Source organism: Pedobacter sp. FW305-3-2-15-E-R2A2, from assembly GCF_038446955.1.
GTDB lineage: Bacteria > Bacteroidota > Bacteroidia > Sphingobacteriales > Sphingobacteriaceae > Pedobacter.
On record NZ_CP151803.1, the window covers coordinates 5,015,047 to 5,031,292 of the forward strand.

Sequence of the window (16,246 nt, forward strand, 5' to 3'; positions counted from 1 at the left end):
AAAACATGAATACAGCAGAAATACTAAGCCACTTACCTTATAGCAAACCCTTTTTATTTGTTGATGAGCTGCAGCACATTGACGAAAACGGTGTGACCGGATCCTATACTTTTTCTGAAGACCTGGACTTTTACAAAGGTCATTTTAAAGATCATCCCGTAACACCAGGTGTAATTCTAACAGAAACAATGGCACAGATTGGCTTGGTTTGCCTCGGTATTTATTTAACAGCAACCGCAGCTGCAGGTGTTCCCGGACACGTCATGCTGACCTCTACCGCGATCGATTTCATGAAGCCTGTTTTCCCTGGAGAAAAGGTAACAGTCACTGCAGAGAAGGTTTATTTCCGTTTTAAAAAATTAAACTGCACCGTTCAGATGACCAATGCTGCTGGCGAAGTGGTTTGTAAAGGAACCATAGCAGGAATGGTGACCAATAAAATGAATGCCTAACAGAGTCGTCATCACTGGTCTGGGTGTTGTAGCACCAAATGGAGTTGGATTAACCCCATTCCTGGAAGCCATACGGCAAGGCCATTCCGGTATTGCGCATGATCCGATATTGGAACAGCTTCAGTTTTCCTGTCAGATTGCAGGAAAACCGGAGCTTTCTCCGGCATTGATTGCTGGTTATTTTTCGGAACTGGAATTGAAAAACTTTAACAGTTCCGGAATTCTTTATGGTGTCATCGCCGCGATGGATGCCTGGAAAGATGCAGGCCTGCCTGTTGCAGGAGAAGAAGAACCGGATTGGGAGAGCGGAACCATTTTTGGAACAGGGACTTCCGGAGTCGATAAATTCAGGGAAGCTGTTTATCAGATTGATGACCTTAAGGCCCGTAAACTGGGCAGTACGGTAGTGGCACAAACCATGGCCAGCGGCATCAGTGCGTATATCGGCGGAAAGCTGGGACTGGGCAACCAGGTCAGCACCAACTCTTCGGCTTGTACAACGGGCACAGAAAGCATTTTAATGGCTTATGAGCGCATCAAATCCGGTCAGGCGACAAGAATGCTTGCCGGGGGTACCAGCGACAGTGGCCCTTATATCTGGGGCGGATTCGATGCCATGCGGGTTTGTACCTTTAAACACAACCAATCGCCTGAGCAGGGTTCCAGACCGATGAGTGCCAGTGCCAGTGGTTTTGTTCCGGGCAGTGGTGCCGGGGCGCTGGTCTTAGAATCATTGGAAAGCGCGCTTTCCCGTGGGGTCAGGATTTATGCAGAGGTACTTGGAGGAAACCTGAACTCCGGCGGACAACGCGGTACAGGAACCATGACCGCTCCAAATGCACAGGCCGTACAACGCTGTATTACCACAGCCGTCCGGGATTCAGGTATTGAGGCGAAAGACATTGACCTCATCAATGGCCACCTTACTGCCACTTCGAAAGATGCCCTGGAAATAGAGAACTGGAGCATCGCCCTGCAAAGATCAGGCAAAGATTTCCCTATGATCAATTCTTTAAAATCTATGGTTGGGCATTGTCTGAGTGCTGCAGGAAGTATAGAATCTGTAGCGGCGGTATTACAGCTTCATCATGGTTTTATTGCGCCAAACCTCAACTGTGAAGATTTGCATCCGGAGATTACGCGAATGATCGATTCCACTAAAATCCCTCAAAAGATGCGGATTAAAAATATCGATATCATTGCGAAGGCAAGCTTCGGATTTGGAGATGTAAATGCCTGCATTATTTTAAAAAAACATATTGCCTCCTGATCTGTTTGATAGAGGTATTAAGGATTAAACATGGACAGACAATTATTACTCTCAAAATTAAAAACCATTGTTGCCAGCTACAGTCATGACAAGGATGCATTAGAATACCTCAGTGAAACCACTGATTTCACAAAAGACCTGAAGATTAACTCTGCCAATCTGGTAGACGTCGTGCTGGACGTCGAAGAAGAGTTCGACATTGAAATAGACAACCTGTCTATGGAGCGCATGCTCAATGTCAGTGCAGCTATAGAAATCATTGAAACTAAATTGAAAGAGAAGTGATCGGAAACGATATTGTCGATTTGCATCAGGCAGATGCCGAGAGCAACTGGCGCAGAAAAGGATACCTTCAAAAAGTATTTTCTTTGGAAGAGCAGCAGCTCATTCACAGTGCTTCTAATCCCTGTCAGATGGTATGGTTGTTATGGAGCATGAAAGAAGCCGTTTATAAAATTCATTCGCGAAAGAAGAACTGGCATGCTTTTGCTCCTGGGAAACTTTGCTGCACGGAAGTAAAGATCAGTGGACAATGCGCAAGCGGCGTGGTTACTTGTCAGCGGCTACGATATTTTACCCAAAGCTCCCTATGCCCTGACTTTATTCATACCATAGCTGGAGAAAGATTCCCCATTGAAGCGGCCAGCATCAAAATCAGCAGTTATGATCCTTTAGACCTGAGTTATAGAAACACGGCTCCGGCCACAGTGAGTCACCATGGCCGATACCTTGCTTTAGCTTATTTATAGGCCGGTTGTACCAGGTTTTCTTCAATCAGCAGATTGATGATCCCATCGGCCATTCCTACTTTAGGCACATAGATTTGTTTGATGCCTGTCCATTTTAGCAACGTAATGTAGATTTCACAGGCAGGAATGATTACGTCTGCACGATCCGGGTTTAGTCCGAAAACCTGGATTCTTTCTTTTAAAGAATGGGCGTTCAGGTTATTATAAAGGCCTTTTAACTTTAGGAAAGACATTGGCATTCCTTCTTTCTCATCAGACATGCGGTACAGCTTATTGATGTTTCCACCTGTCCCGATAGCCGCCATATTTTTCAAAGTTTTGGTATTCTCTTTTACCCAGAGTTTCATCTCTTCCCAGGTCTCTTCCCGATCCTGATTGTCAAGGATTCTGATCGTTCCAATGTCAAAAGATTTAGAGGCAATCGGAATGCGGTTTACAAAGACAGAAAGCTCTGTACTACCTCCGCCTACATCAATATAAAGGTAACTTTTCTTGTTGTCCAGGTTCTCTTCAATATGATTGGAATAGATGATATTCGCTTCTCTTTGCCCCTCGATAATTTCCAGGTCAAGGTCTGTCAGCTTCTTTACTTTTTTGATGATCTCGGCTCCATTATCTGCTTCACGCATCGCTGAAGTGGCACAAGCCAGGTATTTAGAGACCTGATATACGTCCATCAGGTTTTTGAAAGCAGCCATTGTTTTCAGCAGGTCTTCCATTTTACGCTCAGAGATCCGATGGTCTAAAAAGGCATCATCCCCCAGTCGCAAGGGAACCCTGATTAAAGTATTCTTTTTAAAGCCGAACCCTTCGTCCGTTTTTGTGATGTCAGCAATTAATAACCTAACGGCATTTGACCCTATATCTATAGCAGCATATCTAAGCATTGGCTTTATTGATGTTTATTTTTTAAGTAATTGTAGGTCTGCACCTGCGCCCTAACTTTTGTATTGATTCTGTTTTTATGGTATTTGTTGTTGTTCAGCTTCGTGATGTCGCGGGCTTTCACATTGTCCTGTAACTGGAATTCGATGATGTCTCTGATTTCCTGTCTCACTTCCTTATCCAATACGGGGAAGCCTACTTCTACCCGGTGTTCAAAATTCCGGCTCATTAAATCCGCCGAAGAAAGGAACATTTCTTCTTTTCCATTATTTCCAAAGATGAAGACCCGGGCATGTTCCAGGAATTTATCGATGATGCTGATGACGGTAATGTTTTCGCTGAAACCTACAATTCCCGGTACCAGGGTACAGATACCCCTCACGATCATCTTGATCTTTACCCCTGCATTGCTTGCTTCATATAATTTCTCTACCACACCTTCATCCGCGAGGCTGTTTACTTTCAGGATCATATAGGCTGGTTTGCCTTGTTTGGCGATCCTTATTTCCCGGTCGATCAGGCCATAAAACTTCGTTCTTGACTCTAAAGGAGAGACAATCAAATGCTTGAAGCCCGTTGCTACCGTCTTTTTATTTAAAGCCGTAAAAAGTTTCAGCAGGTCATGCGTGATTTCTTTTTTGGACGTAAAGATGCTATGGTCGCAATAGATTCTGGCGGTTTTCTCATTGAAATTTCCGGTAGCAAGGTTGGCATAATAAACTGCCCTTCCTTTTTCCATTCTTTTCACCAGGCAGATCTTGGAATGCACCTTATAATCGGTAAGGCCATAATTTACATTGACTCCTTCTTCCTTGAGCCTGGTGCTCCAGAAGATATTTGCCTGTTCATCAAACCTGGCTTTGAGTTCTACCAGACAGTTTACTTTCTTGCCATTTTTAGCGGCATTGATCAGGGCATTGACCACTCTGGAATTTTCCGCAAGGCGGTATAATGTAATATTGATTTCTGTTACTTTCGGATCAATTGCAGCTTCTCTGAGGAACAGGATGATGTAATCGTACGACTGATAAGGCAGGTTGATCAGGTAATCCCGTGTGGCCAGTTTATTGAAAATACTTTCCGTGCGGTGTAATCCTGCCACTTTGATCGCTGGGTTTGGGGCATATTCCAGTTCTTTCCCCCCTACATTCGGGAAGGAGATAAAATCGCCGAACCTATGGTAACGGTTTCCGGGGATCAGGCTTTCCGCCTCAATTTTCATTTTATTCACGAGTACGGTCAGCATCTCGAAAGGCATTTCCGTATCGTACAGCAAGCGCATTGGCTTTCCTTTTTTGCGTTTATCAAGGCTGGTTCTCAGTTCTTCAATAAACTTATCGCTTACATTTTTATCGATGTCCAGCTCGGCATCTCTGGTCAGCTGAATGGAATAAGCATCAAGCTCATCGTAGTTAAAAACATAAAATATATCGTCCAGGCAGTATTTGATGATGTCTTCTGCAAGGATAATGAACTTAAGGCCATTGGTTTCCGGTAAGACCAAAAACCTTGGAAGGTCGGGAGGCAGTTCAATCAGGGAATACCTTGCACTTGTTTTGGATGACTTTTTAGACAATCTTACGAAAAAGTACAGGTAGCGATCCTTGAGTTCCGGAAAAGGTTTATCCAGGTCTACCATGATGGGAACAAGGTTAGAAAGGATCTTATCGCGGAAATGGTTTCTGACGAACTCTCCCCTGGCTACGTTGAGCTGGGTTTCATTCAGGATAAAGATCCTGTTTTGTGCCAGTTCATTGATCAGGGTGGCCTGGAACAACTGTTCGAACTTCCGTTCCTGTTTGACTACAATATTCTTTATTTCATTTAAGATCTTTTTGGGATTGAAGCCCAGTAAGGCCTTTGCTTTTTCGTTTAGGTTTGCTAAACGACTCATTGTGGCTACCCTAACCCTATAAAACTCTTCCAGATTGGAAGAGAATATAGACAGGAACTTGATCCGCTCAATCAGGGGAACCGTTTCATCTGCAGCTTCCTGCAAGACCCGTTCGTTAAAATATAACCAACTGATCTCTCTATTTAGAAATGGTGCCTTTTTTCTCGTCATGTATAAAATAAAAAAATCCCTGTAAGAAACAGGGATGCTCAAAACTGCAAATTCTATTGTTAAGTAATTGTTAATTATTACCTAACCATAGAACTAAAACTTAACCTCCCGCTATTTGCTCTCTACCGCATCCTTGACAGGTGTTGCAGGTTCAGCAGCTGCTTCAGGTTTTGCTTCAGGAGTTTCTGTTTTTGCCGGAGCGGCTTTCGGTGCTGCCGCTTTTGTCGCTGCAGGTTTAGCTGTCGCAGGTTTAGCAGCAGCAACAGGTTTCGTGGCCGGAGCCTTAGTGGCAACAGGTTTCTTCGCAACAGCAGGTTTTGCTGCAGGCTTAGCCGCTGCTTTAGCAGGTGCTTTTACTGCGGCCACCACTTCTTTTTTCGCATCGGCAGTGCTCTCAGCTACTGCTTTAGCAGCAGGTTTTGCTTTAGCAACCACGTTTTTAGCGGTTTTAGCAATAGCATCAGCCGCTTTTTCTTCCGTAGCGATCGCTTCAACTTTCACGCTTTGAACTACCGGTTTTGCTTTTGCAACGGCTTTCTTAACGACTTTCTTTGCATTTTTAACGTCTTTGGAAACTTCTTTCTTTACCTCTTTCTTTACAGATTTAGCTTTTTTCTCCGCTTTCTTTCCAGCTTTCTCTGCTTTCTTTTTAACGTTATCACTTGCAGCAGCTGCTTCTTCCAGTTTCTCGTTTACCGCTTTCCTTACTTCCAGGAATTTCTTAGACAATTTACCAGCTACAACTTTACTTGCTTTGGCAATATCATCCCCTATTTTCTCGGCATCATGGCCTAAATGTTTTACTACTTCAAAGAACTTATCACTAAGACTCTTTTCCAATTGTTTTTTGGCTGCCTTTTTATCAGCTTTCTTTTGTACTCTTGATTTATTGCCTTTCATATTCTTTTATTTATAAGTTTTATTGTTGATCGTATTCTTTGTTTAATGTTTTATATTTGTGAGAACAACCCTCAACGGGTTAATTTTTACGTTAAATCTAATATATTTTTTATTCTAAAGCTATAATCATGCCCACTTTTGATATTGTAAGTAAAGTTGACGCGCAAACTTTTGATAACGCGATGAACAATGCAAAAAAAGAAATCCTGAACCGTTATGATTTCAACACTTCTAAAAGTACGATAGACCATGATAAGAAGACCAATCAGATCACTATTGTAACAGAGGATGATATGCGTTTAAAAGCAATTCAGGACGCTATTATTTCCAGAATGGTTAAACAAGGACTGGATTCCAGCAGTTTGGATTTTGGTAAAGAGCAATATGCTTCAGGAAATATGATCAGAAAAGAGATCTCTGTAAAAGAAGGTATTGACAAAGAAACCGCTAAAAAAATTGTTGCAAAAATAAAAGCAAGCGGACTAAAAGTTCAGGCTTCGATGATGGATGACCAGGTTCGTGTACAGAGCAAGAGCATTGATGACCTTCAGGCAGTCATTTCTCTTTGCAGAGGCGAAGACTTCGGACAGCCATTACAGTTCATCAATATGCGTAACTAACTTTTGTTACCTCATCTTATCCTCAGGATTTCCCTTAAATAAGATGAGGTAATTTTATAAGTATAAACCGATACTCATGGAAATTATTGATAGTGGTTTTATTTATTCAGACGACCCACAGAAAATAGATGCTGTTGCGGTCCACCATTACCTGAGCACCCAATCCTACTGGGCGCAGAACATCCCTTTACAAACAGTTCAGAAATCCATAGACAATTCTCTTTGTTTTGGCATCTATAAAGATTCAGCACAGGTTGGATTTGCCAGATGGATTACGGATAAGGCGACCTTTGCCTACCTTGCTGATGTCTATGTTTCCGAGATCTACCGCGGCCAGGGTCTTTCCAAAAAACTGATGTCCCTCATGCTTTTCCACCCTGACCTGCAAGGGCTGAGAAGGTACATGCTCGCCACCATGGATGCGCATGGATTATATGAACAATTTGGCTTTAAGCACATAGAACATCCGGAAAGGCTGATGGCGGTAGTCATCAAAGACGCTTACCTTTAAACCGTTTTCACATCTCCTTCGCTGTAGTCCCTGATATCGGCAATGTATCCGTTCAGGATCAGGAAGTCGAACAACGGTTTTGCATCCGGTGTTACGGGCATATTGGCACTGGTGATGACCGTATTGGTCTTTTTATCTAAAAACGGGTAAGCGAATAAGCGCACATTCTTGCTGAACATGTCGCTCACATAACTCAAAAGCTGACTGGAATAATTATCTCCGAAATTACTGGAGTTGAACACAAATTTAAGGTTGTTGATGTTCGTAGAAATCCCCACACTTTTCGGCTTGCAACGGTCTAAATATTTAGCCAGTTTGTTGTGTCTTGTAAAGTTAGAAACCATCACCAGGTTGCCCGTTTTACACATATCTTCTGCTCTTTTGGCCACGGCCTCCAGGTCAAAGCTTTCCGGTTCTTCCTCTCCTGAGCTCAACACATTCGACATCAGTACTTCAATCAAAACACTTAAGTTCTCTTTGCTGACGCTTTCTGAGTGCACAAACTGATCCACCGCCTTATTTAACATGCTAAAATTAGGATTGGATTTCTGCGCATATTTGGTCCGCAAGATCATGATGTCCTTTTTATACAAAAGGTCTTTAGGTAAACAAGGCTTACCCAGGGAATCAAATATAGCGGCATCCGAGAAGTCCTTTACGATCAGATAAAGGTTTAAAAGGATGTTATTGATGTTTTTAAATGCAGGTCCGTTTACAGAGATTAAATCGATCTCCACAGAACCTACAGTCAGGTTATCTGCCAGAGATTCGATCATTGTTTTCGGATCCTGGTTATAGTAGAAAGCAGCATAAACAAGGTTTACGCCAATAATTCCCAATACATTCTGCTGCAAGGCAGCATCAGTATCAAGTAGCCTTACATGGAAAAAGATCTCGTTGGGTTCCCCTCCCGGCTCTGCCTGAAAACGGATTCCGATCCAGCCATGCGGATCATTTGATTTGTTATAATTTAAAGTTGTTACCGTATCTGCAAAGGCAAAGAAAGTACGGTCGTCGTATTTCTCTCCGTTTAACCTTTCGTTCAACAAGGCAAACTCATGGCCCAGCATTTTCAATAACCTGGATTGACTCACATATCTTCCTGATTCTTCGACACCATAGATCGCATCACTAAAGGTCATGTCGTAAGCAGACATGGTCTTAGCAACCGTTCCTGAAGCAGCCCCTGCGGTAAAAAAGTTACGGGCCACTTCCTGTCCTGCACCAATCTCTGCAAAGGTTCCGTAGATCTTAGGGTTTAAGTTAATCTTCAAAGCTTTACGCTTGGTATCCAGAATTTCTCTTTCCATTTTGCAAAAATAACACAATAACGCGGAATTCAGGCCATAAAATTGCCTATCTTGATTTCAATTTTTTCAAGATCAAAACACTACCTTGGTTGTCAGATGCTAAACGTTAGAAACCTCGACATACAATTCCTGAATAAAGAAGACAAATCCTGGCTAAAAGCTGTGAATGACATCAGTTTCAGGCTGGAGAAAGGAAAAGTACTCGGCATTGTCGGGGAATCGGGATCAGGCAAATCGGTGACTTCATTTTCCATCATGAGGCTTCATGATCCGGAAAGCACAAAAATTACCGGCGACATTGAGTTCGATAAAATTGACCTGCTTGCTTTATCTCCGGCAGAGATCAGAAAATACAGAGGCAATAAGATTGCGATGATTTTTCAGGAACCCATGACCTCCCTGAATCCTGTATTTACCTGCGGCTATCAGGTTCAGGAAGCGATCATCCTGCATCAGCATACCAGCAAAAGCGAAGCCCGGGAGAAGACCATTGAATTGTTTAAAGAAGTACAGCTCCCCCGCCCTGAGCAGATCTTTGAAAGCTACCCGCATCAGCTTTCCGGCGGACAAAAACAAAGGGTAATGATTGCGATGGCGCTGAGCTGTAATCCGGAATTGTTAATCGCTGATGAACCGACCACGGCATTGGATGTAACCGTTCAAAAAACAATTCTTGAGTTGTTGCTGAGGATAAAAGAAGAACGTCAGATGGCCATGATCTTTATCTCCCATGACCTGGCCGTCATCCGCGAAATTGCAGACGAGGTAGCCGTGATGTATAAGGGAAATATTGTAGAACAGGGGCCGGCTAAATATTTATTTGAATCGCCGGAACATCCCTATACCAAAGGCCTGCTGGCTTGCCGACCTGATCCGAAACACTTGTTAAAGAAACTGCCTGTTGTGGCAGATTTTCTGAACGAAAACAAGGAAATGGCGGTTGCCCATTTATTAAAAAGCAATGCTTATACCTCCCAGGAAATTGCAGAAAGAAGAAAAACCTTATATGCACAGGCTCCTATTCTTCAGGTAAAAAATCTATGCACCTGGTATCCGATAAGAAAGGGATTATTTGGAAAAACGACTGATTTTGTAAAAGCAGTAGATGACATTTCCTTTGATATTTTCCCAGGGGAGACACTAGGGTTGGTGGGTGAATCCGGTTGCGGCAAAACCACTTTGGGCAGAAGTATTCTGAGATTGGTGGAACCAACTTCAGGAGCCTTGTTGTTCGAAGGTACCGACATCCTTTCGCTGAATAAGCCTGCATTAAGAAAAATGAGAAGAGAAGTACAGATCATATTTCAGGACCCTTATTCTTCTTTAAATCCCCGGCTAACGGTTGGCAACGCGCTGATGGAACCCTTACAGGTTCATGGGGTATTTGACAATGACAAACAGCGAAAAACACATGTCCTGGAATTGCTGGAACGGGTGGACCTGAAAGCGGAATATTTTAACCGGTATCCTCATGAGTTTTCAGGCGGGCAACGGCAACGGATTGTGATTGCAAGGGCATTGGCACTCCAGCCGAAATTCATCATCTGCGATGAATCGGTGTCTGCGCTGGATGTATCGGTACAGGCACAGGTATTGAACCTATTGCGTCAGCTGCAGCAGGATTTCGGATTGACTTATATTTTTATTTCACATGACTTGTCGGTGGTGAAACATATTTCAGACCGGATGATTGTCATGAATAAAGGAAAAGTAGAAGAAGCGGGTTTTCCGGAAGACATCTACAATCATCCGCAGGCAGAATATACTAAAAGATTGATTGCGGCGATTCCCGGCAGATCAAATAGCTAATGGATTTCCAGTTCATCCTGCCCTGCAGCAAGACGCAATAAAGCGGTATTGAGCAAACGCCTTACCACTCTTTCTTTAACTTTATCGTAATGTTTCAATAGCACCATTACCTTAAATATGGCTGCATCCTTATTGATGGCAATGGTCTTTACCGACAAGCCACCTTCCATCACGTTTTCTGTATTATTGGCAATCGCATTGTTCAAGTATTCTTCGAGGAAGGCAGGCGTATATCCATTTTTCAAAGGCATATCAAATTCAATGCTGAGCTTCTTTGTGTTTTGTTTAGACTGGTTAATGATGACAGAGCTAAAAGCTACCGAATTCGGAATGATCACCATATCACTATCTTCATTTTGAAGGATCATATTGATCAGGGTAATGTCCAGGATCTTTCCTTCATGCTCGCCTAAACGAATATGGTCGCCAAGGGAAAGGCGGTCGGAAAACATGATGATCAGACCATTGATCATATTGGCAATGTAATCTTTAAACGTTACAGCCAGTGCAGCAGCAACAATGGAAACGCTAAAGATCAGGTCTTTTGGATTGACATCGAAAAGAGAAGTAAATGCAATCGCAAAAAAGACAGTATTCAGGATAGAAACCACCCTGTTGATCCCAAGAATAAAGTTATCCTTGATGTTCTTTTTTAGCTTGTGTTTTTTAACGTACCAATAAATAACAATCAGCCGGAGAATAGAGATGATCAGACTTGGTCCTAAAAAGAGAATGGAAGTATCTGCAATTTTATCCAGCGTAGGAAATTCTGTATAAATCTCCGGATTGCTGATGTAAAAATAAATCAATACCAAGCAAACTAATGCTTTAACCAGGATCATTAGCAGCTCCTTCCCTGTTTGTCTTTCTTTATCTTCTATCATTTTAAACTGGAGTTTTTAATAAAAAAGCCTCATTTCCTCCGGTAAAAGCAAAGGTACAAAATTCATGGTGTGATTTTATTCCCGTAGAAAAACGTTCCGGGATATACATGATCAAAAAGCGTAATGACGTCCTCCACCGTCCACAACAGTCACCGTACCAGTGATGTATTTTGCCCTTGGGGACACTAGAAAAGTGGCGATATTCGCAATATCCTGAGCTTCGCCAAAGTCCCCAAGAGGGATTTCCTGTTCCGCATAGGCTTTACGTTGCTCATGGTTAAAGAAACGACGGATATTTTCGGTATCGATCAGACCTGGTTGTAAGCAATTGACCCGGATGCCATACTTTCCCAATTCTCCGGATAACTGCTTGGACCATACGGCGATCGCAGCCTTGGCAACAGCGGAAGCATTGATCGTCCTTAGTTCATAGGTACTGGTAATGTTCAGAATCGCCCCCTGCCTGCGTTCCATAAACTGGGGCAAAAGTTGTTGACTGAGTTGCCGGTGGCGATCAAAATCCAGTGTCATCGAGGCGGCCCATTCTTCTTCCGCCCCGATCACATCCAACGGACGACTGCGACCTGCATTGTTTATCAGAATATCAACTTGTCCGAGGCTGGACAATGCAGCAGCGGCAATTTTTTCAGGGGCATCAGCAGCAACAAAATCCTGAACGAAAGTAACTGGTTCAATGCCGCCAGCTTTCCTGATTTCGGCTTTCAGACTATCCAGTAAATCTTCGTTTCTGGCAGTGGCAAAAACTTTTACCCCCTCCGTAGCCAATTCTTTCGTGATTGCCCGTCCAAATCCCTGACTTGCGCCAGTCACTACTGCTGTTTTACCATTTAAATAGAGATCCATAGTTTTATAATTAAGATGACCGTCTCCCGGACGATCCGGTTAAAAAAATGTTTTTCAGAAATTCCTTTGTAAAAGTAGTCCGAAGCATCTAATTTTACCTGTGTTACAGCCAATTGTGCGGTACGAACAAACTTGTAAGTAATGGCAGCCCGAAAGAAAAACTCAACCTATACCCGCAATGAAGAACACATCATTGAATGTGATCTTACCTATGCTGTCAACAAAATCAACGGCAGATGGAAAATATTGATCATCAGCAAACTGGAATCCGGAAAAATGAGATTCGGGGAGCTAAAGAAAGAGTTCCCCTATATGACTGAGCGTATGCTCACCTTACAACTCCGGGCAATGGAACAGGACGGACTTGTTAAACGCACAATCTATGCTGAAGTTCCCCCAAGAGTAGAATATGAACTTACGGAGATGGCATTGGCATTCGGACCTATTTTTAAGCAATTGAGTGAATGGGGAGGGAAGTACCGGCTTCCGGTTAAGGCAGCGGTAGAAGAGAAAATGAAATAAGCTGTACAGCAATGGTATCCAGCTCAAAATATGACACCATAGACTGCATTTCTAAGAATTAAAAGCGTATCGTCAATGGACCCTCGCCGCTGGAAACCAAGCCATTGGAATATCCGCTTCAAACGAATTATTACCATTGCTGATCCTGTTTTCAAACCTTCCTTCTATTTTAAAGCCAAGTCTTTCATATAACTGAATCGCTTTTGAATTTGATTCTCTTGCAATCAGTTCTACCCTTAAAATATCTGGTCTGTTTAATTGAATGTCATCCAGCAAAGTTTGAAAAAGCAACCTTCCTAAGCCCTTCCCCTGGCAGGCAGGATGTACAGCAACCGTCAACTCAGATAAGATATGTTTAAAGACCCCGGGTTCCAATTGATAGCAATGAATTTCAGCTATAATTGCCTGTTCATTGAATGCGTCGGTAACCACAAACTGCAATCCGTTTTCAAATGATTTATAGCTAAAGTTTTCGATGTATGTTTTGGTGATTTCTTTCTCTATCCGGGCAAGGCCACCAACCTCCTTACTTACCGTTTTATAGAGTTCAAAAATCTGATCTGTGTCTTCAGGGCTTGCTTTTCTAATCATGAATTGAGTCGTATCCATTTTATATTAGTTCCGGGTTTTATTAAAAAGATTTTAGAGATATGCCATAAATATGCTAATATTAAACAAGAATCAAAATCCCATTCCCTGGTTGAGATGGTGTTTAATTAAACTTTTTTGCAATGAAACTAAATTTTGACACCTTGATTATCTTTGTTCAGGATATCGACAAACTTAAGTCCTTTTATGTTGACATTTTAAAACTTGAGGTTCTGGAGGAGTATCAATCGGAATGGCTGCTTTTAGCATCGGGTAACTGCAAGATCGGATTGCACAAAATTGGTGATCAATACCTCGGGGACGGAGCCACACCGTTTAAATTTGACAACAACACCAAGGTTATTTTTGAAGTTGAGGAAGATATCCATCAACTCAGAGCAGACTTGCTTAGTGAGCAGGTAGCCATGAAAGAGATCACTACCTTTGACAATTATGACTATTTACTTTGTGATGGAGCAGATCCGGAAGGGAATGTCTTCCAAATCAAACAAAGAAAGAAATAGCGAGTCCCCTCTTATTTCCCCAATTCCACACACCAACTGTCATTTCAAATCCCTCTTAAACACATTTAACTAGGGTTTCAGTCAGTTTTTCAGTTCAAATTGTTACCTTCGAAAGATTCATATCTATACTATGGCAAAAAATAAATCATCTCACTTAGAACTCGTTTTAATACAATTAATCAGCGATGTTCTGGAGAAAAGCAATAAAGAGGCTTTAAATTACAAACAAGTCTCCGCAAAATTAAACATTACAGATACCGCTTCGAAAGAAACCATCTTAGACATACTAAAACAACAAACCCGCAAAGGGGTATTTGCAGAACCTGAAAGAGGAAAGTTCCGCTTAAAAGACCTGAAGGTTTACCTTACAGGTAAAGTAGACATGACTGCTGATGGTTCAGCGTTCATCGTTCCCGACGATGAGTTCGAGAAAGACGTTTTTGTCTCTTCCAGAAAGCTGCACAATGCCCTACATGGTGATAAGGTAAAAGTTTACATCTACGCTAAGAAAAGCGGACGTAAAAATGAAGGTGAGGTCGTGGAGATCATCGAACGCGCGAAGACCGACTTCATCGGGGTCATCAAGATTTCCGACCGTTTCGCTTTTGTCAACATTGACGACCGCAAAATGATGCAGGACATTTTTGTTCCTTTGAGCGACCTTAACGGTGCTAAAAACGGACAAAAAGTACAGGTCAGCATTACGGACTGGCCGGATGGGGCTAAAAATCCAATTGGTAAAATCATTGCGATCCTTGGTGAGCAAGGCGAGAACAATACAGAAATGAACGCCATTCTCGCACAATATGGCTTCCCGCTAAGCTTCCCTCCGGAAGTGGAGAAAGAGGCCAATGCGATTCCTGAACAGGTTACTGAAGCAGAAATCAAAGGCCGTAAGGACTTCAGGGATACCGTAACATTTACCATTGACCCTGCCGATGCCAAAGATTTCGATGATGCGATTTCCTTCAAAAAACTGGAAAACGGAAATTATGAAATCGGCGTACACATTGCCGATGTTTCTCACTATGTGATCCCTAACTCTCCGCTGGACAAAGAAGCTTATGGAAGGGCGACCTCCGTATACCTGGTAGACCGCGTGATTCCTATGCTTCCGGAGCGCTTAAGTAATGGAGTATGCTCACTGCGTCCTCATGAGGATAAATTGTGTTTCGCCGCAGTGTTTGAACTGGATGATAAAGCAAACATCATTACCGAATGGTTCGGAAGAACGGTGATCCATTCCAACAGGCGCTTCAGCTATGAAGAAGCTCAGGAAGTGATTGAAACTAAGACCGGCGACCATGCAGAAGAAATCCTTAAATTAAATGAACTGGCTTATATTTTAAGAGACAAGAAGTTTAAAAACGGAGCGATTAGCTTTGAGAGTACGGAAGTGAAGTTCAAACTGGACGAAACCGGAAAGCCGATTGGTGTCTTCGTTAAAGAGCGTAAAGACGCCCATAAACTCATTGAAGATTACATGTTGCTGGCCAATAAAAAGGTGGCAGAGTTCATCGCCAAGAAAGGAAAAGGAAAGCAGAAATACACCTTTATCTACCGTTCCCACGATTCGCCGAACCTGGAAAACCTGGGCAATTTCGCACTCTTTGCCGCACGCTTCGGTTATAAGATCAATATGAAATCCGATAAGGACATCGCGAAATCACTGAACTACCTGATGGAAGATGTGGAAGGTAAAAAGGAACAAAATGTATTGACCCAGCTTGCCATCCGCTCTATGGCCAAAGCGGTGTATACCACTAAAAAAACAAGCCATTACGGATTGGCATTTGACCATTATACCCACTTTACCTCTCCAATCAGACGTTACCCCGATGTGATGGTGCACCGCTTGCTTGCGGCTTACCTGAACAATGAAAAATCGGCAAATGCCGAAGAATATGAAGTAGCTGCATCTCATTCCTCTTCTATGGAAAAACGTGCTGCAGATGCAGAACGCGCTTCCATCAAATACAAACAGGCAGAATACCTGGAAGAGAACATTGGCAATACCTTCCTGGGAATCATCTCCGGAGTTACGGAATGGGGAATGTATGTGGAACTGGTGGAAAACAAGTGTGAAGGCATGATTCGCCTGAGAGACTTATCAGATGACTTCTATGTCCTTGACGAAAAGAACTACTGTATCATCGGACAGCGTAAAAAGAAAACTTATCAGCTGGGTGATGAAGTACAGGTAAAGGTCAAAAAAGTAGACCTTTCAAAAAGACAGATAGATTTTTCTTTAATACAATAATATAAAACAGATACTTCGGTAAATTCCTTTGCA

General features: G+C 42.6%; 17 protein-coding genes. 10 read left to right on the forward strand and 7 right to left on the reverse strand.

Going from position 1 to position 16,246, the window contains the following annotated elements; all coding sequences use genetic code 11:
• Positions 1 to 5: 5 nt before the first annotated feature.
• The 4 genes from AAFF35_RS20180 to AAFF35_RS20195 are packed head-to-tail and all read left to right on the forward strand — an operon-like array spanning position 6 to position 2,471.
• The gene (locus AAFF35_RS20180; protein ID WP_124583470.1) at positions 6 to 452 is read left to right on the forward strand and encodes a 3-hydroxyacyl-ACP dehydratase FabZ family protein; all 447 of its coding nucleotides are present in this window, start codon (positions 6 to 8) and stop codon (positions 450 to 452) included.
• The gene (locus AAFF35_RS20185) at positions 445 to 1,722 is read left to right on the forward strand and encodes a beta-ketoacyl-[acyl-carrier-protein] synthase family protein (protein ID WP_342328343.1); all 1,278 of its coding nucleotides are present in this window, start codon (positions 445 to 447) and stop codon (positions 1,720 to 1,722) included. The genes AAFF35_RS20180 and AAFF35_RS20185 overlap by 8 nt, the downstream gene beginning before the upstream one ends.
• A 30-nt stretch (positions 1,723 to 1,752) precedes the next feature.
• Complete coding sequence (locus AAFF35_RS20190; RefSeq protein WP_342328344.1) at positions 1,753 to 2,007, forward strand: acyl carrier protein; 255 nt, start codon at positions 1,753 to 1,755, stop codon at positions 2,005 to 2,007.
• On the forward strand, positions 2,004 to 2,471 hold the full coding sequence (locus tag AAFF35_RS20195; protein WP_342328345.1) for a 4'-phosphopantetheinyl transferase superfamily protein: 468 nt from the start codon (positions 2,004 to 2,006) through the stop codon (positions 2,469 to 2,471). Before AAFF35_RS20190 ends, AAFF35_RS20195 begins: the two co-directional genes overlap by 4 nt.
• Here the strand turns inward: AAFF35_RS20195 and AAFF35_RS20200 are convergent.
• From AAFF35_RS20200 to AAFF35_RS20210, 3 genes are all read right to left on the reverse strand, one after another.
• Entirely contained in the window at positions 2,462 to 3,358 is an 897-nt protein-coding gene (locus AAFF35_RS20200) for an exopolyphosphatase (RefSeq protein WP_074605714.1), read from the reverse strand. The genes AAFF35_RS20195 and AAFF35_RS20200 overlap by 10 nt on opposite strands.
• 5 nt (positions 3,359 to 3,363) lie before the next feature.
• The gene (ppk1, locus tag AAFF35_RS20205; RefSeq protein ID WP_342328346.1) at positions 3,364 to 5,421 is read right to left on the reverse strand and encodes a polyphosphate kinase 1; all 2,058 of its coding nucleotides are present in this window, start codon (positions 5,419 to 5,421) and stop codon (positions 3,364 to 3,366) included.
• A gap of 111 nt (positions 5,422 to 5,532) precedes the next feature.
• Positions 5,533 to 6,321, reverse strand: a complete 789-nt coding sequence (locus AAFF35_RS20210; RefSeq protein ID WP_342328347.1) for a hypothetical protein — start codon at positions 6,319 to 6,321, stop codon at positions 5,533 to 5,535.
• 128 nt (positions 6,322 to 6,449) lie between these two features.
• On the opposite strand from AAFF35_RS20210, the gene AAFF35_RS20215 reads away from it, so the two are divergent.
• Positions 6,450 to 6,941 carry a YajQ family cyclic di-GMP-binding protein gene (locus AAFF35_RS20215; RefSeq protein ID WP_124583482.1) on the forward strand — a complete coding sequence of 164 codons (492 nt, stop codon included), beginning with the start codon at positions 6,450 to 6,452 and terminating at the stop codon, positions 6,939 to 6,941.
• Between the two features lie 76 nt (positions 6,942 to 7,017).
• Complete coding sequence (locus AAFF35_RS20220; protein ID WP_342328348.1) at positions 7,018 to 7,452, forward strand: GNAT family N-acetyltransferase; 435 nt, start codon at positions 7,018 to 7,020, stop codon at positions 7,450 to 7,452.
• On the opposite strand, the gene AAFF35_RS20225 is transcribed toward AAFF35_RS20220, so the two are convergent.
• Entirely contained in the window at positions 7,449 to 8,762 is a 1,314-nt protein-coding gene (locus AAFF35_RS20225) for a nicotinamide mononucleotide adenylyltransferase (protein WP_342328349.1), read from the reverse strand. The two genes, AAFF35_RS20220 and AAFF35_RS20225, sit on opposite strands and share 4 nt — an antisense overlap.
• A 96-nt stretch (positions 8,763 to 8,858) precedes the next feature.
• Here AAFF35_RS20225 and AAFF35_RS20230 point away from each other — a divergent pair, with 96 nt between their 5' ends.
• Positions 8,859 to 10,571 (forward strand): ABC transporter ATP-binding protein, encoded by a 1,713-nt coding sequence (locus tag AAFF35_RS20230; protein ID WP_342328350.1) that lies wholly within the window; start codon positions 8,859 to 8,861, stop codon positions 10,569 to 10,571.
• On the opposite strand, the gene AAFF35_RS20235 is transcribed toward AAFF35_RS20230, so the two are convergent.
• Together AAFF35_RS20235 and AAFF35_RS20240 are read right to left on the reverse strand one after the other, a co-directional pair.
• Complete coding sequence (locus tag AAFF35_RS20235; protein ID WP_342328351.1) at positions 10,568 to 11,455, reverse strand: mechanosensitive ion channel domain-containing protein; 888 nt, start codon at positions 11,453 to 11,455, stop codon at positions 10,568 to 10,570. The genes AAFF35_RS20230 and AAFF35_RS20235 overlap by 4 nt on opposite strands.
• A gap of 111 nt (positions 11,456 to 11,566) precedes the next feature.
• Positions 11,567 to 12,319, reverse strand: coding sequence for an SDR family oxidoreductase (locus AAFF35_RS20240; protein WP_342328352.1), 753 nt, complete (start codon positions 12,317 to 12,319; stop codon positions 11,567 to 11,569).
• A 141-nt stretch (positions 12,320 to 12,460) separates the two neighbouring features.
• Here AAFF35_RS20240 and AAFF35_RS20245 point away from each other — a divergent pair, with 141 nt between their 5' ends.
• Positions 12,461 to 12,841: a helix-turn-helix domain-containing protein gene (locus tag AAFF35_RS20245; protein ID WP_342328353.1), complete on the forward strand. Its 381-nt coding sequence runs from the start codon at positions 12,461 to 12,463 to the stop codon at positions 12,839 to 12,841.
• 72 nt (positions 12,842 to 12,913) lie between these two features.
• Here the strand turns inward: AAFF35_RS20245 and AAFF35_RS20250 are convergent, their stop codons facing one another.
• Positions 12,914 to 13,450, reverse strand: coding sequence for a GNAT family N-acetyltransferase (locus AAFF35_RS20250; protein WP_342328354.1), 537 nt, complete (start codon positions 13,448 to 13,450; stop codon positions 12,914 to 12,916).
• Between the two features lie 122 nt (positions 13,451 to 13,572).
• On the opposite strand from AAFF35_RS20250, the gene AAFF35_RS20255 reads away from it, so the two are divergent.
• Positions 13,573 to 13,953 carry a VOC family protein gene (locus AAFF35_RS20255; protein ID WP_342328355.1) on the forward strand — a complete coding sequence of 127 codons (381 nt, stop codon included), beginning with the start codon at positions 13,573 to 13,575 and terminating at the stop codon, positions 13,951 to 13,953.
• A gap of 130 nt (positions 13,954 to 14,083) precedes the next feature.
• Positions 14,084 to 16,213 (forward strand): ribonuclease R, encoded by a 2,130-nt coding sequence (gene rnr / locus AAFF35_RS20260; RefSeq protein ID WP_342328356.1) that lies wholly within the window; start codon positions 14,084 to 14,086, stop codon positions 16,211 to 16,213.
• The last annotated feature ends 33 nt before the right edge of the window (positions 16,214 to 16,246 follow it).